Source organism: Microbacterium sp. Leaf151, assembly GCF_001424225.1.
In the GTDB taxonomy this organism is placed as follows: domain Bacteria; phylum Actinomycetota; class Actinomycetes; order Actinomycetales; family Microbacteriaceae; genus Microbacterium.
Genome location: NZ_LMOR01000001.1, coordinates 682,743 through 703,103, shown reverse-complemented (window position 1 = coordinate 703,103; position 20,361 = coordinate 682,743). Strand labels below are relative to the sequence as shown.

The 20,361-nt window shown below is 66.9% G+C and carries 19 protein-coding genes and 2 tRNA genes; 6 read left to right on the top strand and 15 right to left on the bottom strand.

What is annotated here, in order from left to right; genetic code table 11:
* Positions 1-43: 43 nt before the first annotated feature.
* From ASF76_RS03160 to pknB, 3 genes are read left to right on the top strand one after another with little or no spacing between them, the layout of a single operon-like run.
* On the top strand, positions 44-1,498 hold the full coding sequence (locus ASF76_RS03160) for a peptidoglycan D,D-transpeptidase FtsI family protein (RefSeq protein ID WP_055952762.1): 1,455 nt from the start codon (positions 44-46) through the stop codon (positions 1,496-1,498).
* Positions 1,495-3,252, top strand: a complete 1,758-nt coding sequence (locus tag ASF76_RS03155) for a protein kinase domain-containing protein (RefSeq protein WP_055952759.1) — start codon at positions 1,495-1,497, stop codon at positions 3,250-3,252. Before ASF76_RS03160 ends, ASF76_RS03155 begins: the two co-directional genes overlap by 4 nt.
* 31 nt (positions 3,253-3,283) lie before the next feature.
* Positions 3,284-4,984 (top strand): Stk1 family PASTA domain-containing Ser/Thr kinase, encoded by a 1,701-nt coding sequence (pknB, locus tag ASF76_RS03150; RefSeq protein WP_055952756.1) that lies wholly within the window; start codon positions 3,284-3,286, stop codon positions 4,982-4,984.
* On the opposite strand, the gene ASF76_RS03145 is transcribed toward pknB, so the two are convergent.
* The 3 genes from ASF76_RS03145 to ASF76_RS03140 are packed head-to-tail and all read right to left on the bottom strand — an operon-like array spanning position 4,956 to position 6,582.
* Positions 4,956-5,612: an anthranilate synthase component II gene (locus ASF76_RS03145; protein WP_055952754.1), complete on the bottom strand. Its 657-nt coding sequence runs from the start codon at positions 5,610-5,612 to the stop codon at positions 4,956-4,958. The genes pknB and ASF76_RS03145 overlap by 29 nt on opposite strands.
* On the bottom strand, positions 5,609-5,764 hold the full coding sequence (locus ASF76_RS17285) for a hypothetical protein (RefSeq protein ID WP_200936071.1): 156 nt from the start codon (positions 5,762-5,764) through the stop codon (positions 5,609-5,611). The genes ASF76_RS03145 and ASF76_RS17285 overlap by 4 nt, the downstream gene beginning before the upstream one ends.
* A complete protein-coding gene (locus ASF76_RS03140; RefSeq protein WP_082484809.1) occupies positions 5,764-6,582 on the bottom strand; it encodes a class E sortase in 819 nt (272 codons plus the stop codon). Before ASF76_RS03140 ends, ASF76_RS17285 begins: the two co-directional genes overlap by 1 nt.
* 54 nt (positions 6,583-6,636) lie before the next feature.
* Here ASF76_RS03140 and ASF76_RS03135 point away from each other — a divergent pair, with 54 nt between their 5' ends.
* On the top strand, positions 6,637-6,876 hold the full coding sequence (locus ASF76_RS03135) for a cell division protein CrgA (protein WP_055952750.1): 240 nt from the start codon (positions 6,637-6,639) through the stop codon (positions 6,874-6,876).
* Between the two features lie 54 nt (positions 6,877-6,930).
* Here ASF76_RS03135 and ASF76_RS03130 read toward each other — a convergent pair whose 3' ends face one another.
* Positions 6,931-7,860, bottom strand: a complete 930-nt coding sequence (locus tag ASF76_RS03130; protein ID WP_055952747.1) for a rhomboid family intramembrane serine protease — start codon at positions 7,858-7,860, stop codon at positions 6,931-6,933.
* Between the two features lie 18 nt (positions 7,861-7,878).
* Entirely contained in the window at positions 7,879-8,436 is a 558-nt protein-coding gene (locus ASF76_RS03125; RefSeq protein WP_055952744.1) for a peptidylprolyl isomerase, read from the bottom strand.
* Between the two features lie 100 nt (positions 8,437-8,536).
* Between ASF76_RS03125 and ASF76_RS03120 the strand changes: the two genes are divergently transcribed.
* Together ASF76_RS03120 and ASF76_RS03115 are read left to right on the top strand one after the other, a co-directional pair.
* Entirely contained in the window at positions 8,537-9,109 is a 573-nt protein-coding gene (locus ASF76_RS03120) for a hypothetical protein (protein WP_055952740.1), read from the top strand.
* Positions 9,106-9,579 carry an aminoacyl-tRNA deacylase gene (locus ASF76_RS03115; protein ID WP_055952737.1) on the top strand — a complete coding sequence of 158 codons (474 nt, stop codon included), beginning with the start codon at positions 9,106-9,108 and terminating at the stop codon, positions 9,577-9,579. The genes ASF76_RS03120 and ASF76_RS03115 overlap by 4 nt, the downstream gene beginning before the upstream one ends.
* A 6-nt stretch (positions 9,580-9,585) precedes the next feature.
* Here ASF76_RS03115 and ASF76_RS03110 read toward each other — a convergent pair whose 3' ends face one another.
* From ASF76_RS03110 to dnaA, 10 genes are all read right to left on the bottom strand, one after another.
* Positions 9,586-10,014, bottom strand: coding sequence for an NUDIX hydrolase (locus tag ASF76_RS03110; protein WP_055952734.1), 429 nt, complete (start codon positions 10,012-10,014; stop codon positions 9,586-9,588).
* Between the two features lie 63 nt (positions 10,015-10,077).
* Positions 10,078-10,150, bottom strand: a tRNA-Ala gene (locus ASF76_RS03105).
* Positions 10,151-10,163: 13 nt separating this feature from the next.
* Positions 10,164-10,237: transfer RNA gene (locus tag ASF76_RS03100), tRNA-Ile, on the bottom strand.
* A 68-nt stretch (positions 10,238-10,305) separates the two neighbouring features.
* Positions 10,306-10,707 (bottom strand): DUF3566 domain-containing protein, encoded by a 402-nt coding sequence (locus tag ASF76_RS03095; protein WP_055952731.1) that lies wholly within the window; start codon positions 10,705-10,707, stop codon positions 10,306-10,308.
* Entirely contained in the window at positions 10,704-13,334 is a 2,631-nt protein-coding gene (gyrA, locus tag ASF76_RS03090; RefSeq protein ID WP_055952728.1) for a DNA gyrase subunit A, read from the bottom strand. The genes ASF76_RS03095 and gyrA overlap by 4 nt, the downstream gene beginning before the upstream one ends.
* Before the next feature lie 62 nt (positions 13,335-13,396).
* Complete coding sequence (gene gyrB / locus ASF76_RS03085; RefSeq protein ID WP_055952725.1) at positions 13,397-15,433, bottom strand: DNA topoisomerase (ATP-hydrolyzing) subunit B; 2,037 nt, start codon at positions 15,431-15,433, stop codon at positions 13,397-13,399.
* Positions 15,434-15,552: 119 nt separating this feature from the next.
* Positions 15,553-16,041 carry a DUF721 domain-containing protein gene (locus tag ASF76_RS03080; protein WP_055952722.1) on the bottom strand — a complete coding sequence of 163 codons (489 nt, stop codon included), beginning with the start codon at positions 16,039-16,041 and terminating at the stop codon, positions 15,553-15,555.
* Positions 16,034-17,188, bottom strand: coding sequence for a DNA replication/repair protein RecF (gene recF, locus ASF76_RS03075; protein WP_055952720.1), 1,155 nt, complete (start codon positions 17,186-17,188; stop codon positions 16,034-16,036). Before recF ends, ASF76_RS03080 begins: the two co-directional genes overlap by 8 nt.
* A 46-nt stretch (positions 17,189-17,234) precedes the next feature.
* Positions 17,235-18,386 (bottom strand): DNA polymerase III subunit beta, encoded by a 1,152-nt coding sequence (gene dnaN / locus ASF76_RS03070; protein WP_055952717.1) that lies wholly within the window; start codon positions 18,384-18,386, stop codon positions 17,235-17,237.
* Positions 18,387-18,837: 451 nt separating this feature from the next.
* Positions 18,838-20,265: a chromosomal replication initiator protein DnaA gene (gene dnaA, locus ASF76_RS03065; protein ID WP_055952715.1), complete on the bottom strand. Its 1,428-nt coding sequence runs from the start codon at positions 20,263-20,265 to the stop codon at positions 18,838-18,840.
* Positions 20,266-20,361 lie beyond the last annotated feature (96 nt).

Below are 20,361 nucleotides of genomic sequence, written 5' to 3'. Positions count from 1 at the left end.
GCCCTGTCCCGCCCGTACCCGCCCCGTCGACGAAGGAGGCACCGTGACCAAGGAGCTCCGCCGCCTCAGCATCGTCATGCTCGCGATGTTCCTTGCCCTATTCACCTCGACGAGCATCATCCAGGTCGTCCAGGCCGGCGCCCTGACGAACACGGCGGGCAACACGCGTGCCCTTTACGACTCGTACGAGGTGCAGCGCGGTTCGATCATCGCCAGCGGCACGGCCATCGCGTCGTCGGTACCCTCCGACGATGTGTTCAGTTGGCAGCGCCAGTACACGGATGCCGCGATGTGGGCGCCCGTGACCGGTTATATGAACCCGGTGCTCGACTCGAAGACGCGTATCGAGGCGACCGAGAACGGCGTGCTCAGCGGCTCCGACAATGCGGACTACTTCTCGCGCATCGAGCGCGCGGCCACCGGCCAGCTGCCGCGCGGCGCCAACGTCGAACTCTCGGTCGACGCGAGCGTGCAGAAGGCGGCCTGGGATGCACTCGGTGACCAGCAGGGCGCGGTCGTGGCGATCGAACCCTCGACGGGCCGCATCCTCGCGATGGTCTCCAAGCCCAGCTTCGACACGAACACCCTCGCGTCGCACGACACGGATGCCGTGAACGCGGCCTACGACCAGCTCGTCGCCGACGCGTCCAAGCCGCTCGACAACCGGGCCATCGAGGGCGATCTGAACCCTCCCGGCTCGACGTTCAAGCTCGTCGTGGCCTCGGCCGCACTCGCATCCGGTCGGTACACCCCCGACTCGGCCTTCCCGAACCTCGCGGCGTACACGCTCCCCCAGTCGACGAACGTCGTGAGCAACGCCGGGGGCGGCACGTGCGGCGAAGGCGACACCGTCACCATCGCCACGGCGCTGCGGCTCAGCTGCAACATCCCGTTCGCCGAACTGGCGGTCGATCTCGGCGACGACGCCATCCGTGCCGAAGCCGAGAAGTACGGCTTCAACACGCAGTTCTCGATGCCGCTGCAGTCCACGGCATCCACTTATCCCGACGCGCCCAACGCTCCTCAGACCGCCCTGAGCGGCTTCGGTCAGGGCGACGTGCGCGCGACGCCGCTGCAGATGGCCATGGTGTCTGCGGGCATCGCGAACGGCGGCGTGGTCATGAATCCGCGCATGATCGACCGGGTGATCAGACCCGACCTGTCGGTCGCGAGCGAGGGAAGCAGCAGCGAATTCGGGCGGGCGCTCGAAACCGACATCGCGGCGCAGATGGTGTCGATGATGACGGCGAACGTCCAGGACGGCGCGGCATCGAATGCAAGAATAGACGGGGTCCCGGTCGCGGGTAAGACCGGCACCGCGGAGAACGATTCCCGTCCCTACACTCTCTGGTTCACCGGCTTCGCGCCGGCGGATGACCCCCGGGTCGCCGTCGCCGTGGTCGTCGAGAACGGCGGAGGCCAGGGGCAGAGCGGGAGCGGCAACGAGATTGCCGCCCCGATAGCGAAGAAGGTCATGGAGGCGGTGCTGGGTACATGAGACCGACACAGGGTGTGACCTTCGGCGGGCGGTACGAGCTCGAGTCGCGGATTGCGATCGGCGGCATGGGCGAGGTCTGGGAAGCGACCGACCACGTCATCGGACGTACGGTCGCGATCAAGATCCTCAAAGACGAGTACATGGGCGACCCCGGGTTCCTCGAGCGCTTCCGCGCCGAGGCCCGGCACGCAGCCCTCGTCAATCACGAGGGCATCGCGAGCGTGTTCGACTACGGCGAGGAAGACGGCAGCGCCTTCCTGGTCATGGAGCTCGTGCCCGGTGAGGCGCTCTCCACGATCCTCGAGCGCGAGGGGTCGCTGTCGACCGACAAGACTCTCGACATCGTCGCCCAGACCGCAGCAGCCCTCCAGGCCGCGCACGCCGCCGGTCTCGTGCATCGCGACATCAAGCCGGGAAACCTGCTCATCACGCCCGACGGCCGGGTAAAGATCACCGACTTCGGCATCGCTCGCATCGCCGACCAGGTGCCGCTGACGGCGACCGGTCAGGTCATGGGCACCGTGCAGTACCTTTCGCCCGAGCAGGCGTCGGGTCACCCCGCGTCACCCGCGACCGACACGTACTCGCTGGGCATCGTCGCGTACGAGAGCCTGGCCGGCAAGCGCCCCTTCACGGGCGAGTCGCAGGTTGCCATCGCGATGGCCCAGATCAACGAGCAGCCCGCGCCGCTGCCCCCCACCGTGCCGGTGCCGGTGCAGAACCTCGTCATGGCGATGATCGCCAAGAAGCCGGAAGACCGTCCCGCGTCCTCGGCCGCCGTGTCGCGCGCAGCGACGGCGCTCCGCCGCGGAGACCTCACGGCCGCCGCCGCCGCCGTACCGGCCGTCGCCGCGGGTGCCGCAGTCGCCGACGAGGCCACGCAGCTGTTGACCGCCGGTCAGACGTCCGCCGCCACGCGGCTGATGCCGACGCCGGCTGCGGCGACCTCGCTGCTGACCCAGGAGCACATCGAAGAAGACCCCGCCCCGCAGAAGAAGCGCTCGCGGTGGACGTGGCCGCTGATCGCCCTGATCGCGCTGCTGGCCCTCGTCCTGGGCGTCACGCTCTTCAACGTCATCTCCAACCAGAGCGAGCCCGAGCCCGCTCCCACGAGCGCGGCCCCCTCGCCAACACCCACGCCGTCGCCGACCTCGACGACGCCGACACCCACGCCCAGCTCGCAGCGCATCGAGGTGTCGTCCCTCGGGCTCGAGGGCAAGACGTGCGATGACGCCCGAGCCATCCTGGAGGAGAACGAGCTCGTCGCCGACTGCCAGGTGGGCAACGCGGCGACCCAAGCGAGCGACGTCGGACTCATCTACAACGTGAACCCGACGGGTGGAGTCGAAGCGGGCACCACCATCACGGTGCGCTTCTACGCGGAGCAGACGCCGCTCGAGACGCCCGGCACGCCGACCCTCCCGAGCGCGTCGGTCTCGGCCGGTAGCGACATCCAGGTGGCCTGGCAGCAGTACACCTGCCCGTCGGGTACCGGTTCGGTGACCTCGTACAACTTCACGGCGACCAACGGCACGTTCGATGCGAACGGTCAGTCGACGTCGTCCTTCCCGCCCGACGCGCGCAACGCCGCGCTGAAGGTCAGCAACTCCGCCGGCCAGACGCTGCGGGTCACCTACACCGTCAGCTGCTCGGGTAGCCCCGACCGTCAGGCCGGTCCCTCGGGCGAAGCATCGGCGTCGATCACGGGCGGTAACAGCACGCCCACGCCGTCACCCACCGCGACGACCAACTGACCGACCCGTTTTCACGCCAGGAGCTCCATTCGTGACCACTGAGACGCGCGTCCTCTCCGGGCGCTATCGTGTCGACGACCTCATCGGTCGCGGCGGGATGGCGAGCGTCTACCGCGGGTACGACCAGACGCTCGGCCGCACGGTCGCCATCAAGATCCTGAAGTCCGACCTGGCCGGCGACGCGGCCTTCCGCACGCGGTTCCGGCTCGAGGCGCAGGCGGCATCGCGCATGGCCCACCCCACCATCGTGCGCGTGTTCGATGCGGGCGAAGACGCCGAGACCGGTGTCGACGGTGTCGAACGGCCCGTCCCGTACATCGTGATGGAGCTCGTGCACGGGCGCCTGTTGAAAGACGTCATCGGGCAGGGGAAGGTGCCGACCGACGACGCGCTGCGCTACATCGACGGCATCCTGGAAGCGCTGGAGTACTCGCATCGCGCCGGCGTGGTCCACCGCGACATCAAGCCGGGCAACGTCATGATCACCGAGTCCGGCCGTGTGAAGGTCATGGACTTCGGCATCGCCCGCGCGGTCTCCGACTCGTCCTCGACCGTCGCCGAGACCACGGCGATCGTCGGCACCGCCGCGTACTTCTCGCCCGAGCAGGCCAAGGGCGAATCGGTCGACGCCCGTGCCGACCTGTACTCCACGGGTGTGGTGCTCTACGAATTGCTCACGGGGCGAACGCCGTTCCGGGGCGACACGCCGGTCGCCGTCGCGTACCAGCACGTCAGCGAGGCTCCCCTCCCTCCCAGCGAGATCGACGAGTCCATCCCGCGGGCACTGGATGCCATCGTGCTCCGCGCCCTCGCGAAAGACCCGTTCCAGCGTCCGCAGGATGCCGCGAGCTTCCGCGAGGCGCTGGATGAGACCGCCGACGGCAAGGCGCCTACCAAGCGCCAGATGTCGGCGCTCTCGAACGAGTTGTACGGGCCGAATCCGCGGCAGGCGGCAGAAACCGCTCGATCTCTGCGACAGCTCAGCACCGACACGACGATGCGGCGCACGCAGGCGGGTCCTCCTGTGGCGTGGATCTGGGCAGGCGTCAGCGTGCTCGCGGTGCTCCTGGTCGCCGTGCTGATCTGGGTGATGCAGATCCAGCCGAACGACGAGGTGCCCACGACCTCGCTCACGGTGCCGAACGTCGTCGACATGTCGTACGAACGCGCCGCCGAGACCCTGACCGGGCAGCAGCTGACAACGGCCCGCGTGAACGAATCCGACGAAGAGATCGCTGCGGGCAACGTGGTGAGCACCGTGCCCGAAGCGGGCACGAGTGTGGCCGCGGGCCAGAAGATCACCGTGTACGTGTCCAGCGGTCCCGACACCGCCACCGTGCCCACGCTCGAGGGCATCAACGAGAACGAAGCGCGCTCCTCCCTCGAGGCGGCGGGTCTGGCGGTCGGATCCATCCGTCGTCAGAACGATCCCGCCCTCGCCGAGGGAACGGTCATCTCATCCACCCTCGAGTCCGGCGCTGCCGTGGCGAAGGGCACGACGGTCAACCTCGTCATCGCGAGTGGTCAGGTCGTGATCGTCGACTACACCGGGTACACCCTCGAGGCGGCGCAGCGCGAGCTGGAGTCGGAAGAGAAGCAGCTCGCGGTCCAGCGACAGGACGACCCCGGATGCCGGGCCGCGAACCCGCCGACGGTCGCCACGCAGTCGCTGGCGCCGGGTGAGGTGCCGGTCCACAGCGAGATCACGCTGACGGTGTGCTCAGGCTCCTGACCCCGCGGGGGTGAAGACCCCGGCCGCGCGCCGCTGCACCGCGCAGACCGGCGTCCTCGAGCCAGCGACCGAGCAAGAGGTGGCCGCCCTCGGTGAGCACGCTTTCCGGATGGAACTGCACTCCCTCGATCGGTGCACGACGATGCCGGATGCCCATGATCACGCCCTCCTCCGTGCGCGCGGTCACCTCGAGCTCGGCGGGAAGCGTTCCGGGGTCGACGGCGAGGGAGTGATACCGAGTCGCCACGAACCCGTCGGGTAGATCCTGGAAGACCCCCGCCCCCTCGTGGCGGATGACACTGGTGATCCCGTGCAACAGCTCGGGAGCGTGTCCCACGCGTGCGCCGAAAGCCGTGGCGATCGCCTGATGACCGAGGCAGACGCCGAGGACCGGCACGCCCTCCGAATAGGCCGCTCGCACCACCTCGACCGAGGAGCCGGCGTCATCCGGGTGACCCGGGCCGGGTGAGATGAGGATCGCGTCGGCGTCGCGCACGATCCGACCGGGAAGTGCCGGGTCATCCGCTGCACGCAGGAAGGTCACCGCACCCAGGTCGCGCACGTAACCGGCGAGGGTGTGGACGAAGCTGTCGCGGTTGTCGACGACCGCGACGCGCCACGCGGTCACTCGACCGTGACCTCCTGGGGATAGACGATGTCGCTCACCCAGGGGAAGACGTAGAAGAAGAGTCCATACAGGACGGCCGCGAGCAGCACGAGGACGATCAGGAGACGGATCCACCAGGGACCCGGCAAGACTCGCCAGAGGGCTCCGTACATCAGGCTGCTCCAGTGGTGAGGGAAAGCGGGGGACCCGCGTCGGTGCGGGGCGTGAACGACTCGAAGACGCCGTACGCGATCGCGCGCTCCGAGAAGCCGTAGCGCGGGCTGCAAGTGGTCATGGTGATGACGCGGTCGGTTGCCTGCACCTGTGGCTGCTGCGGCAGCGGGAGAAGAACGTCGACACCGTCGGGCCGCACGTACTCGAGGTTGCGGTAGCGGTAGGTGAACCACCCCTCTTCGGTCTCGATCACGACCGCGTCTCCCACGCGAAGCGAGGGCAGATCGGCGAAGGGTGCACCGTGGCTGCCCCGGTGCCCGGCGATGGCGAAGTTGCCGACGGCACCGGGCATCGCGGTGTCGGGGTAGTGTCCAAGCCCGATCGGGTCGAGGGTGCGCGACGCGCTGACACCGCCCGCGACGGTGAAGAGGTAGTCGGGACCGAATCTCGGAATGTGGACCACGCCGAATCGCTCGGCGTCGCCCGGCTGCTCCAGCGCGGGCGGCTCCGCCGTCGGGGGGCCGGCGGGCTGGTCGGGGGCGTCGGGCGCGGCCGAGGCGCTGGGCGCCGGGATCTGGGGATCGGCTGCCCATTGCTCACTCAGCTGTTTGCCTTCGTCCTTGAACTGGGCGCCGATGATGGCATCGCCGATCCACAGCTGCCAGACCACGAACAGCAGCACGAGGACCCCCGCCGTGACGAGCAGATCGCCGATCACACCGATGACCGACACCCGTCGACGGGGGGCGGGTGCGGGCGGAGGCGTCGACGCTGCACGCCGATCACGGCGGGTCAGCGGCTGCGTGTCGGTCTGCACGGGGCGATTCTAGTTCCGTGGGTTCGGTGACCGCTGAGCATTAGACTGTGGCCCATGGCTCGAACTGGCAAAGGCGACGACCCGATCGCAGAACGCACCGATGGCAACTCGGCTCCGAACCCGGTGTGGTTCCTCCCCATCATGATCGGTCTCATGCTGGTCGGTCTCGTGTGGGTGCTGGTCTTCTATCTCAGCAATTCCACGTTCCCGATCCCCGGCATCGGCGCCTGGAACCTCGTAATCGGCTTCGGAATCGCCTTCGTGGGTTTCCTCATGACCACCCGGTGGCGCTGACTTACACCGGTGTAATTCATCCCCATCTGTGGATGAACCTGTGGATAACTCACATCAGAACAGCACGGCGGATATCGCCAGAAGCGCGAGCAGCGCGACGCCGAGCCCCACGAGCGACCCGATCTGCACACCGCGTCGCGACGCGGTGCGCGTACGGGCGTAGATCAGTCCGACCAGTGCGCCGGTGATCAGCCCGCCGAGGTGGGCCTGCCACGAAATGCCCACGGCGGTCAGTGACCCGATGAAGTCGCCCGAACCGATGGCGTTGATGGCCGCGAGAACGAACGGCCAGGCGAAGTTGATGGCGATCAGGATGCCGATCACGCGGATGTCGGCGCCGATGTGCCGCCCGATGACGAGCAATGCCCCGAAGAGCGCGAAGATCGCCCCCGACGCTCCGACCGTCCAGACGCCGGGAGCCAGCAGCGTCACGGCCACCGACCCGCCCAGCGCCCCCAACAGATAAAGCACCAGGAAGCGCGCGCGGCCGAGCATCGGCTCGAGACTGCGCCCGATGAACCACAGCGCCAGCATGTTCAGGCCGACGTGGAAGAACCCGCTGTGGACGAGCGCGACGGTGAAGAGCCGCCACGGTTGGAAGACCCCCGCCTGAGGCAGCACGAAGATGCTGTTGAAAGCGAGGAGGTTCGCGACCAGCCCGCCGACACCCGGGATCAGACCGATGATGTACACGAGCCCGGTCACGGCGACGATGGTGAGCGTCACACGAGGCCGACCGGAGGCGACCACGGTCATCGGCCGCGAGCGCGAAGCCCAGCGCCGCTCGGCCTTCTTCTGGGCGGGCGTCTGAGCGGCCTGCTGCTGCGCCATGCACTCCGGGCAGATGACGCCGACGGCGGCGGGTGTGCGGCACTCCGAACAGACGGTGCGCATGCACCGCTGGCACAGCACGAAGCTCTGCCGGTGAGGATGCCGGTAACAGAAGTTGTCGCTGTTGCGACGGAACTCCTCGGTGGTGGACACCCGCCGCCGCCCGTGAGGTCAGACCGAGACGACGTCGACCGAGGTGAGCACCACGGGCTCGATCGGGCGGTCGCCAGCGGCGGTGGGAACGGCGGCGATCGCGTCGACGACGGCCTTCGAGGCGTCGTCTGCGACCTCACCGAAGATGGTGTGCTTGCCCTGGAGCCACGGAGTCGGGTCGGTGGTGATGAAGAACTGCGAGCCGTTCGTGCCCTCGGGCTGACCGGTGATGGCGTTGCGGCCGAGACCCGCGTTCGCCATGGCCAGCTTGTAGGGCTGGGTGAAGTCGAGCTCGGGGCTGATCTCGTCGTTGAAGTTGTAGCCGGGTCCGCCGACGCCCTGACCGAGCGGGTCGCCGCCCTGGATCATGAAGTTGGGGATGATGCGGTGGAAGATGACGTCCTTGTACAGGGGACCGTCGCCCTTGGCACCCGTCGCCGGGTTGGTCCACTCCTGCGAGCCATCGGAAAGACCGATGAAGTTGCGGACGGTCCGGGGAGCGTGGTCTCCGAACAGGTTGACGACGATGTCGCCGTGGTTGGTGTGCAAGGTCGCGACGGCGGTGTGGTTGGCCATGGGTACATTCTCTCAGAGTTATCTGCAAGGGTCGGCGGGCCGAGCGGCCCGGTCTGGCAAGATGATCGGACGTACATCCCATCGACAGGGAGGATGAGCCGTGGGCCTCAGCCGCAAGAGCAAGAAGGAACTGCGCAAGCTCCAGAAGCACGCCGCCAAGGTGTGGGAGTCGCAGCAGGTGCTGCTGGGCGAGAGCGGGAAGGTCGCTCGTGAAGCCGGCCACCAGCTCGGTCGCTTCAGCCGCGAAGATCTCGTCCCCGCCGTACAGGACGGCTACAGCAAGTACGCCGCACCGTACGTCGACAAGAGCGTGAAGTACAGCAACCGCTTCCTGAGCAACAAGGTCGTTCCTGCTGCCGGAGCCGTGGTCGGGGGAGCGATGTCGGTGTGGGATGCCGCAGGCGACACCCGCGACCGCATCGCGAAGGGGCGTGGGTTCGAACTCGACACCCACAAGTACGCCAAGCGTGCCGAGAAGTACGGCAAGCAGGCGTCGAAGCGTCTCGCCAAGAAGCTGCCGTCGCAGCACGACGGCATCGGTGCCGGTGGCGTCATCGCCATCATCCTCGGTGTCGTGGCGGCCGCCGGCGTGGCATACGCGGCCTGGCAGACGCTGCGGGCCGACGACGAGCTGTGGGTGGCCGACGACCCCCTGCGCGCCCCGGACGCGTGAGCGATCCCACCATCAGAGTCAGAGAGGCCGCGCGAGAGCGCGGCCTTTCTGTCGAGGTTCGCGAGCGTCCCGCGGCGTCGAGCCTCGATGAGGCGGCCGAACTCCTCGGGATCTCTTCGGCATCCATCGTCAAGACGCTCGTCGTCAAGCGGTCCGACGATACCTACCTCTTCGCCCTCGTTCCCGGCGATCGCGCGATCTCGTGGCCCAAGCTCCGAGCTGTGGTGGGCGTGAACAAGCTCCGTCTTCCCGAGCCCGAGTTGGCACTCTCGGCGACGGGCTACGAACGTGGCACCATCGTGCCGATCGGCAGTACAACCGCTTGGCCCGTTTTCGCCGACGAACGCATCGTGGGCTCCCGCATCGCCATGGGCGCCGGCGCGCACGGCTTCAGCCTGTTCGTCGACGCCGATGACCTGATCGCCGCCTACGACGCGGTCGTCGCCGACATCACGTCCGACCGCGCCTGAGTAACGTCACGCCCGCAGGCCCGCCATTCGCAGCGCGACGTCGACCAACTGCACCCGGCGCAGTCTTCTGGCCGCGCCCAGGGTGAACCACTCTGCTCGGTCCGTCGAGCCGTCCGTCTCGTTGCGGAGCCGGCCCCCCACGATCCCCGCGCGATACACGATGCGCAGGGTGTGCAGCGGGCCGGACGAGTCGTCGGCCAAGCGCGCTTCGGCGGGGATGACCCGCGAATGGATGCCGAGCAGCTCACCCACCGAGACTCGGAACCCGGTTTCTTCTCTCACCTCACGGCGGACGGCGTGCACAGGGTCCTCCCCGGGCTCGAGTCCGCCACCGGGCAGCGTCCACGCGGCCCGTCGTCCGTCGATCCAGTGGGCGAGCAGCACGCGATCGTCGGCGTCGGTGATGACGGCGTACGCGGCGACCCGCATGTCCATGACCAGACTCTAGCGAAGAGAAAAGCGAAGAGCCGGTCCTCATGGACCGGCTCTTCGATGTTGTGGAGCCTAGGAGATTCGAACTCCTGACATCCTGCTTGCAAAGCAGGCGCTCTACCAGCTGAGCTAAGGCCCCGCGAGGGAAGGGGTGGGGCTACCAGGACTTGAACCTGGGACCTCTTCATTATCAGTGAAGCGCTCTAACCGCCTGAGCTATAGCCCCGTCTCGCTGACGTGATCATGTCAACCTCGAAGACTTTACCGGAATCCCGAGGTTTTCACGAATCGACGTCAGTTCGAAGTGAACCCGACGAGCAGGCCACCCGTCACCTTCACGGCGAGGTTGTAGATCCCCGCCATGACGGCACCGAGCACCGTGACGACGACGAGATTCAGGATGGCGATGATCGCCGCGAAAGCCATCACCTGGGGCAGCCCGACATACTGCGACAGGCTGGCTCCGCCGTCGGTGAAGCTCACGAAGAACTCATCGAGTCGCGGCAGAAGCGTTGCCGAGACGACCAGGTAGAGCAGGAAGTACGAGACCACGGTGACGATGGCCAGGGCCACCGCCGCGAGGAACGACAGCTTCACGGCCGACCAGAAGTCGATGTAGACCAGGCGCAGTCGCACCTGCTTGGCCTGGGTCTTGTGAGTCGACTTCTTCGCAAGCTTGTCAGCTACCGTGCTCATGCGTCAGTACTTTCCTCAGGGGTCTCGGGAGCGGAGGCGTCGGCCTCATCCGCAGGGGATGCGGGAGGCTCTGTGGTCGTCTCCGTCGTCTCGGCCAGGTTCCGCTCGGCGTTGCGGGCGATCGCGATGATGCGATCGTCGCCACCGGCCCGGGCGAAAACGACACCCATCGTGTCGCGTCCCTTAGCGGGCACCTCGGCCACGGAGGAGCGTACCACCTTGCCACTGGCAAGAACCACGAGGACCTCGTCACCCTCGGACACCATCATCCCGCCCGCGAGGACGCCGCGATCGTCGGTCAGACGGGCCACCTTGATGCCCAGTCCGCCGCGGTTCTGCATGCGGTATTCGGTGACGGCTGTGCGCTTGGCGTAGCCGCCTTCTGTCACCACGAAGACGAATTCGTCATCCTTGGCGACGGATGCCGAGAGCAGACTGTCTCCGTCGCGGAAGTCCATGCCCTTCACGCCCGAGGTGGACCGACCCATGGGGCGCAACGCGCTGTCGGTGGCGGAGAAGCGCAGTGACATGCCGAGTCGGCTGATGAGGAGGATGTCGTCGCCCTCGTCGACCAGCATCGCGCTGACCAGCTCATCGGCGCTGCCCTGCTCGGTGTCGTCCCCGTCTTCCGAGACCTGACCGCGCAGCTTGATGGCGATCACGCCGCCCTGGCGGTTGGTGTCGTACTCGGACAGACGGGTCTTCTTCACCAGGCCGGCGCGCGTGGCGAGGACCAGGTAGGTCGAGACCTCGTAGTCGCGGATGTCGAGGATCTGGGCGATCTCCTCGTCGGGCTGCAGCGCCAGCAGGTTCGCGACGTGCTGGCCCTTGGCATCCCGACCGGCTTCAGGAACCTCGTAGGCCTTGGAGCGGTAGACCCGGCCCTTGTTGGTGAAGAACAGCAACCAATGGTGGGTCGTGGTGACGAAGAAGTGCTCGACGACGTCGTCGGCACGCAGCTGCGCACCCTTTACGCCCTTGCCCCCGCGATGCTGCGACCGGTAGTTGTCGCTACGCGTGCGCTTGATGTAGCCGTCACGGGTGACGGTGACGACCATCTCTTCTTCGGCGATGAGGTCTTCGATCGAGACGTCGCCGTCGAAGCCGTGCAGGATCTCGGTACGACGGTCGTCGCCGAACCTGTCGGTGATCGCCGTGAGCTCGTCGCGGATGATGGTGCGCTGGCGCCCGGGGGTGGCGAGGATGTCGTTGTAGTCGGCGATGCGCGCTTCGAGCTCGGTCGCCTCGTCGACGATCTTCTGGCGCTCGAGTGCCGCCAGACGCCGCAGCTGCATGTCGAGGATGGCCTGCGCCTGGATGTCATCGATGTCGAGGAGCTTCTGCAGGCCCTCGTTGGCATCCTGCGCCGTGGGAGAGCGGCGGATGAGCGCGATGACGTCGTCGAGAGCGTCGAGTGCCTTCAGGTAGCCGCGCAGGATGTGCATGCGCTCTTCGGCCTTGCGCAGGCGATACCGCGTGCGCCGGACGATGACCTCGACCTGGTGGTCGATCCACAGGCTGATGAAGCCGTCGAGTGACAGCGTGCGCGGCACACCGTCGACGATCGCCAGCATGTTGGCCCCGAAGTTCTCCTGCAGCTGGGTGTGCTTGTAGAGGTTGTTCAGGACCACCTTCGCGACGGCGTCGCGCTTCAGCACGACGACGAGGCGCTGACCGGTACGACCGGAGCTTTCGTCGCGGATGTCGGCGACGCCGGTGATCTTGCCCTCGCGGGCGAGATCGCCGATCTTGACCGCGACGTTGTCGGGGTTGACCTGATAGGGCAGTTCGGTGATCACCAGGCACGTGCGGCCCTGGATCTCTTCGATGTTGACCACCGCGCGCATCGTGATCGAGCCGCGACCCGTGCGATACGCATCTTTGATGCCGCGCGTTCCGAGGATCTGCGCGCGCGTCGGGAAGTCGGGGCCGGGAATGCGCTGCATGAGCGCCTCGAGCAGTTCTTCGCGCGTGGCATCCGGGTTCTCCAGAGCCCACAGCGCGCCGGCTGAGACCTCGCGGAGGTTGTGCGGCGGGATGTTCGTCGCCATACCGACGGCGATGCCGACCGAACCGTTGACGAGCAGGTTGGGGAAGCGGGCCGGCAGAACCGTCGGCTCCTGGGTCTGGCCGTCGTAGTTGTCCTCGAAGTCGACCGTCTCTTCTTCGATGTCGCGCACCATCTCGAGCGCGAGAGGAGACATTTTCGTCTCGGTGTACCGCGGGGCGGCCGCGCCCTGATTACCGGGGGAGCCGAAGTTGCCCTGGCCCAGGGCGAGCGGGTAGCGCAGCGACCACGGCTGCACCAGACGCACGAGAGCGTCGTAGATGGGGGCGTCACCGTGCGGGTGGTAGTGCCCCATGACCTCGCCGACGACGCGCGCGCACTTCGAGAACGACTTGTCGGGGCGGAAGCCGCCGTCGTACATGCCGTAGATCACACGGCGGTGCACGGGCTTGAGGCCGTCGCGCACGTCGGGCAGAGCGCGCCCGACGATGACGCTCATCGCGTAGTCGAGGTAGCTCCGCTGCATCTCGAGCTGCAGGTCGACCTGGTCGATCTTGCCGTGGTTGTGAGCCGCTTCCTCGGGCGCTTGGGTGGGCTCGGGAGTGGTGTCGTCAGCCATGTCTTCTCAGTTCCGTAGTGCGTGCGTCGTCTGTCGGTGCCGTCGGTGTCGCGCCGACGCGATCAGATGTCGAGGAAGCGGACGTCTTTGGCGTTGCGCTGGATGAACGTACGACGCGACTCGACGTCTTCACCCATGAGCACCGAGAAGATCTCGTCGGCCGATGCGGCGTCGTCGATCGTGACCTGCTTGAGCGTGCGGGTCTCGGGGTCCATCGTGGTCTCCCACAGCTCGTGGTCGTTCATCTCGCCCAGACCCTTGTAGCGCTGGATGCCGTTGTCTTTCGGGATACGGCGTCCGGAGGCCTGTCCATCGACGAGCATCGCGTCGCGCTCGCGGTCGCTGTAGGCGTATTCGTGCGGGTGATTCGACCACTTGAGGCGGTAGAGCGGCGGCTGGGCGAGGTAGACGTAGCCCGCCTCGATGAGCCCGCGCATGTAGCGGAAGAGCAGCGTCAGCAGCAGCGTGGTGATGTGCTGGCCGTCGACATCGGCATCGGCCATGAGGACGATCTTGTGGTACCGAGCCTTGGCCATGTCGAAGTCTTCGCCGATACCCGTGCCGAAGGCCTGGATCATCGCCTGCACCTCTTTGTTGCCGAGGGCGCGGTCGAGGCGGGCACGCTCGACATTGAGGATCTTGCCGCGCAGCGCCAGGATGGCCTGCGTGTGCGGGTCGCGTCCCTGCACGGCCGAGCCACCGGCCGAGTCACCCTCGACGAGGAAGATCTCGCTGATCGACGGATCCTTCGAGGTGCAGTCCTTGAGTTTGTCGGGCATCGCGGCCGACTCGAACACGCTCTTGCGGCGCGCGGTCTCGCGCGCCTTGCGGGCGGCGAGGCGCGCGGTCGCGGCGTCGATCGCCTTGCGGATGATGTTCTTCGCCTGGCCCGGGTTGCGGTCGAACCAGTCGCCGAGCTTGTCACCGACGACCTTCTGCACGTACGCGCGAGCCTCGGTGTTGCCGAGCTTGGTCTTGGTCTGGCCCTCGAACTGCGGCTCGGACAGCTTCACGGAGATGACGGCGGTCAGACCCTCGCGGATGTCGTCGCCGGTGAGGTTGTCGTCTTTCTCCTTGAGGAGGTTGTTCGCGCGCGCATAGCGGTTGACGAGCGTCGTCAGCGCGGCGCGGAAGCCCTCTTCGTGCGTGCCGCCCTCGTGGGTGTTGATGGTGTTGGCGTAGGTGAAGACGTTCTCGGTGTACGCCGTGGTCCACTGCATCGCCAGCTCGAGGGCGATCTTGCGGTCGGTGTCCTCGGACTCGACCTCGATGATCTCGTCGTTGACGACGTCGGCCTTGCGCACGCGGTTGAGGTGCTCGACGTAGTCGACCAAGCCGCGCTCGTACAGGAACGAGTCGTGCCGGGGCGCGGTCACCTCTTCGCCGGGTTCCCCCTCGGTGACGATCGACTGGGGGCGCTCGTCGCGCAGGCTGATGCGGAGTCCCTTGTTGAGGAACGCCATCTGCTGGAAGCGCGTGCGCAGCGTGTCGTAGTCGAAGTCGACGGTGTCGAAGATCGTTGCGTCCGGCCAGAACGTGATCGTCGTGCCCGTCTTGTCGCTCTCCTCTTCTTTGGCGAGGGGGGCGAGCGGCACTCCTCCGTCGCGGAACGACTGGCGCCACACGTGACCCTGACGCTGGACCTCGACTTCGAGGCGCGTCGACAGGGCGTTCACGACGGAGGAGCCGACGCCGTGCAGGCCGCCCGACACGGCGTAGCCGCCGCCGCCGAACTTGCCGCCGGCGTGCAGCACGGTGAGCACGACCTCGACGGTCGATTTGCCCTCTGTACGGTGCATGTCGACAGGGATGCCGCGGCCGTTGTCGATCACGCGGACGGCGCCGTCGCTGAGGATCGTGACGTCGATGGTGTCGCAATAGCCGGCGAGGGCCTCGTCGACGGAATTGTCGACGATCTCTTGCACGAGGTGATGGAGTCCGCGCTCACCCGTGGATCCGATGTACATACCGGGACGCTTGCGAACGGCTTCGAGCCCTTCGAGCACCTGGATGGCGTCTGCCCCGTACTCGTTGGGAACCTTCGCGGGGGTGGTCGCTTTGGGTTCCTCGGAAACGCTGTCGGGGTTTTCGGACGTCATGAGTGAACGCGCTCCAGATCGATTCGTCGGAACCCCCATCTTACCGCGCGCCGGTCCTCGAAATGGCCTGTACGCCCCTACGCGGGGACAAATCGCGTCAAGTCGGGATCGACCATGGCCTAGCCGTAGGTATCGCGCGGACCACGGCCTGGAACGGCTCTGGGCCCCCATTTCCAGGAGGGGACGTCCGGCCCTACGAAGCGGATCGCTTCGACCCCCGCCTCGGGGAAACGTCTGAGGATCTCCGACAGGATGTGTGCGCGCATCAGCTGCAGCTGTTTCGCCCATGCGGTGGAGTCCGCCTGCACGGTGAGGGTTCCGGCATCCAGCGCCACCGGGCGCGTATGCGCGGCGGTGTCGGCTCCCGCTACCTCGTCCCACGTGCGCACGAGATCCTCGCGCGACAGCTGGGCCTCCCACCCGGCCGAACGGGTGAGCGCAGAGAGGACGTCGCCCAAGCCGCGCGGATCGCGCCCGGGCGTGAAGGGGGCGTTCTCTCCATCATCCGTACGTCGCCGGCGCTTCTTCTTGCGGTAAGGCGTCGGCTCGAGACCCCGCAGCCGCAGGTACGTCGACATCGTCTCGGGCAGTTCGGGTTCGTCACTCATCGTCGGCCTCTGTGATGCGGCCCGCATCGACCCGCACAACGTGCGCCCGGAGGGCGTCCGGAACGTCTTCTTCGACGGCTGCGGTGACGATGACCTGCTCGTAGCCGCGGGCGAGCTCGGCCAGGCGCGTTCGGCGCCCGACGTCCAGCTCGGCGAACACGTCGTCGAGGATCAGCACCGGGTCACCCAGCCGCGACTCAGCGCGCAGGAGTTCTGCGGATGCCAGCCGCAACGCGAGGGCAACCGACCACGACTCTCCGTGCGAGGCGTATCCCTTCACGGGGAGGCCGCGCACCTGGAGCACGAGATCGTCGCGGTGGGGACCGACCAGGGTGAGCCCACGCTCGAGCTCCGCCGAGCGACGGGCGGTCAGTGCCGCGCGGAATTGGTCGGCGAGCGGCTCCGAGGAGCGATCCGGGGCCGCGGGGTCACCCTCTTCCGGATCCCCCCCGCCTACCGACAAAGCCCAGGACAACCGCGGTTCGTGATCGGCGCCCGCAATGGCCGCGTACGCGTGCGCAACGGGGTCGGAGAGATCGGATGCCAAAGCCACACGCGCCTCGATCACCTCCGTTCCGAGAGTGATCAGCTTGTCATCCCATACGTCGAGCGTGCTGAGCGCGTCGCCGCGGACTCCGCGGGCCCTGGCGGACTTGAGTAGTGCACTGCGCTGACGGAGCACGCGATCGTAATCCGCGAGCACTGCCGCCATGCGTGGCGTGCGCTGGACGATCAGCTGGTCGGCGAAGCGGCGCCTGGCAGACGGATCGCCGCGGACGATCTGGAGGTCTTCGGGCGCGAACAGCACGACCTGCGCGTAGCGCGGGAGCTCGGAGGTGCGCACATTCACGCCGTTGACCCGGGCCTTGTTCGCACCCTGCCGGTTGAGCTGCAGTTCGAGCAGCACCGTGCGCTCACCGTGGGCGAGTCGTGCCCGGACGATCGCGGCATCCGTCCCGTCGCGCACGAGAGGAGCGTCGTTGGACACCCGGTGCGAACCGAGGGTGGCAAGGTAGGCGACGGCTTCGACGAGGTTGGTCTTGCCCTGACCGTTCCGGCCGACGAAGACGTTCGCACCGGAAGAGAGCGAGACATCGGCTTCCGCGTAATTGCGGAAGTCCTTCAGTCCGAGCTGCTCCACGATCACCGGGTCAGACTACCCGCCCCCTCCGACACGGCCGGGGTGCGCCGGCTCAGCGCAGCAGAAGGTTGGGCTGCAGAAGGTACTTGAACGACCCCTCGCCACCCTTGTCGATCGACGTTTGGGGGGTGACCAGAACAGGGCTGAGCTTGTTGGCGTTGTCGCTCGAGGTGAACGTGATGCGGGCGAACTCGCTACGCACCGCACCGAGCGACTCGAGGAGGTACTGCGGGTTGAGTCCCAGGGTGACCTCGTCGCCTACGAGCGTCGCGTCGACGGACTCGGTCGCCCGGGCCTGCTCGGTGCCGGATGCGTCCATGGAGACACCGTCGGGGCCGAACGTGAAACGCAGCGGCGCGGACCGATCGAGCACGAGTGCGACACGGCGCACCGCTTCGGCGAGATCGGCGGTGTTCACGACGCTGTGGTGCTCCGTCTGAGCCGGGAACAGCCGACGAACCGGCGGGAAGTTCCCCTTGATGAGCAGCGACGTCACCGTCTTGTTACCCGACGAGAAGGCGATGATTTCACGGTCGCCCGAGCCCGAGAAGGCGATCGAGATGTCGCCGCCGTGCGCGAAGGTCTTGCCGACTTCCTGCAGGGTGCGCGCGGGCACCAAAGCCGACGTCGGTTCATCGGATGCCGCAGCACCGCCGTCCCAGGGGATCTCGCGAAGCGCAACGCGGTAGCGGTCGGTGGCGACCAGGCTGAGCTGCGTCCCGGTGACCTCGAGCTGCACGCCGGTCAGCACCGGTGTGACGTCGTCGCGCGACGCCGCGAAGGCGACCTGGGCGATGGCCGTGGCGAACTCGTCGGCGGGGACCAGGCCGGACTCGCCGGAGACCTCGGGAATCGCGGGGTATTCCTGGACGGGCATGGAGGCGAGGGTGAATCGCGCTGAACCGCACGTGAGCAGGATTCCTCCGTCGTCGTCGACGGTGATCTGGATCGGCGCGTTCGGGAGACGGCTCGCGATGTCGCTGAGCAGGCGGCCGTGGACGAGGATCGTGCCCGGTTCGTCGACGGTGGCTTCGATCGTCGTGCGCGCGGAGGCTTCGTAGTCGAACGCGGCGAGGGTGAGTCCCTGCTCGCCGGCTTCGATGAGCACACCGGCCAGGATCGGCTGGGGATTGCGCTGAGGCAGGAGCTTGACCACGAACGAGACGGCTTCGCTGAACACATCGCGATTGACGTGGAACTTCACGGGTGCTCCCTTGACGGCGGGTATGGCTTTCCCATGCTAGTGCCCCCTCTGCGACGGGCACGCCGAGTGCTGTCGGCACGGCAAGGTCATCGAATCTGCCTTAACGAAGAGATGGAGTCTTCATCTTGTTAACCGCTGTGGATTCTGTGGATAACTCCCGACACGCGTGTTAACAGCAGGGAAGGACGGGGTTGGTCGCTGTGGACGGTGCGCGGAGAGCCTGTGCTGTTAAGAGTGGTGGGCGCCTCCCACCGGTGGCGCCCGTCCACAGGGTTAAGGCATTCGTGCACACGTCATCCGCAGGAAAGCCAAGTTATCCACAGGTTTTCCACACTGTGCAGAACCTCGAGTGAAACACCATGCCGGCGGGCTTGCATGCCTGATCAGAGGGCGAAAAACACGAAAGGGCCCGATCCACGAACGTGGACGGACCCCTCCGGGAGAACGGCGCTCAGCGCATGCGGCCGAGCTGGCTCGTGATCTCCGAGACCTGGTTGAAGATCGATCGGCGTTCCTTCATCAGGTCGCTGATCTTCTTGTAGGCGTACATGACCGTCGTGTGGTCGCGGTTGCCGAAGAGCTGCCCGATCTTGGGCAGCGACAGGCTCGTGCGCTCACGGCACAGGTACATCGCGATCTGGCGCGCTGTCGCGACGGCCTGTGAACGGCTGGAACCGTAGAGGTCGTCGACCGACAGCTTGAAGTACTGTGCCGTCGCCGTGATGATGTCGGTCGGTGAGATGACGTTGGCGTCGTCTTGGTCGATGATGTCGCGCAACACCGTCTGCGCGAGTGACATGTCGAGCGTCGACCGATTCAGGCTGGCGAATGCCGACACCCGGATGAGAGCGCCCTCGAGCTCGCGGATGTTCGACGACACGACCGTCGCGATGTACTCGAGCACATCGTCGGGAATGAGCAGTCGCTCGCTCTGTGCCTTCTTACGAAGGATCGCGATGCGGGTCTCGAGGTCGGGCGCCTGGACGTCGGTGATCAGGCCCCATTCGAAGCGGCTGCGCATACGGTCCTCGAAGCCCGTCAGCTGCTTCGGCGGCAGGTCACTGGTGATCACGACCTGCTTGTCGTGGTCATGCAGTGTGTTGAAGGTGTGGAAGAAGGCTTCCTGGGTCTCGGCACGCCCCTGCAGGAACTGGATGTCGTCGATGAGGAGGATGTCGACGTCGCGATAGCGGGCTTGGAACGCCGAGCCGCGGTTGTTGGCGATCGAGTTGATGAAGTCGTTCGTGAACTCCTCGCTCGAGACGTACCGCACGCGGATGCCGGCGTACATGCTCGCGGCGTAGTCGCCGATGGCGTGGAGGAGGTGTGTCTTGCCGAGGCCGGAATCGCCGTAGATGAACAACGGGTTGTACGCCTTGGCGGGTGCTTCGGCCACAGCGACAGCCGCCGCATGGGCGAAGCGGTTGGACTGGCCGATGACGAAGTTGTCGAAGGTGTACTTGGGGTTCAGGCGCGTGTCGTTACGCGATGCGGGAACGATCGGCTCCGGGGCCTGGTCGATGACGTTCGAGTGCACGGCGATCGTCGGCGATGACGCGTTGCGCTCGCCGCCCGCCGTGCTGCCGGCGCGGTGGGACTCGACGATGTCGGGGTTCACGACGACACGGAACGTGCCGACATCGGGGTCGCTGCCCTGCACCTGGGCGAGGGCTTCGAGGATGGGCGCGCGCATGCGCTTGTTGAACTGCGCCGCGGTGAGGTCGTTGGGCACGTCGAGGTAGAGCGTGCCGCCCATGACCCCCTGCGGAACAGCCAGATTGAGGAAACCGTGCAGCTGGGGTGTGACGCGGTCGTCGGTGAGAAGATGGTCCAGCACGGCTGACCAGACGGGGACATCCGGTACTTCGTGCAGAGACATATCCCCTCCGGGACCTAGACGCGACGGGCGATCGACGAGTCGCGCCGAACCTGTGGATAACTTCCGGGGCCACGCTAGTTCGCGGCTCTCGCGGAG

Coding starts and splice junctions, on each gene's coding strand:
- dnaA (WP_055952715.1), bottom strand. CDS start 20,265: ATGTCTCTGCACGAAGTACCGGATGTCCCCGTCTGGTCAGCCGTGCTG.
- ASF76_RS17285 (WP_200936071.1), bottom strand. CDS start 5,764: ATGTACGGAGCCCTCTGGCGAGTCTTGCCGGGTCCCTGGTGGATCCGT.
- ASF76_RS03155 (WP_055952759.1), top strand. CDS start 1,495: ATGAGACCGACACAGGGTGTGACCTTCGGCGGGCGGTACGAGCTCGAG.
- ASF76_RS03095 (WP_055952731.1), bottom strand. CDS start 10,707: ATGAGCACGGTAGCTGACAAGCTTGCGAAGAAGTCGACTCACAAGACC.
- gyrB (WP_055952725.1), bottom strand. CDS start 15,433: ATGACGTCCGAAAACCCCGACAGCGTTTCCGAGGAACCCAAAGCGACC.
- ASF76_RS03125 (WP_055952744.1), bottom strand. CDS start 8,436: ATGGCCAACCACACCGCCGTCGCGACCTTGCACACCAACCACGGCGAC.
- ASF76_RS03110 (WP_055952734.1), bottom strand. CDS start 10,014: ATGGACATGCGGGTCGCCGCGTACGCCGTCATCACCGACGCCGACGAT.
- gyrA (WP_055952728.1), bottom strand. CDS start 13,334: ATGGCTGACGACACCACTCCCGAGCCCACCCAAGCGCCCGAGGAAGCG.
- ASF76_RS03135 (WP_055952750.1), top strand. CDS start 6,637: ATGGCTCGAACTGGCAAAGGCGACGACCCGATCGCAGAACGCACCGAT.
- ASF76_RS03080 (WP_055952722.1), bottom strand. CDS start 16,041: ATGAGTGACGAACCCGAACTGCCCGAGACGATGTCGACGTACCTGCGG.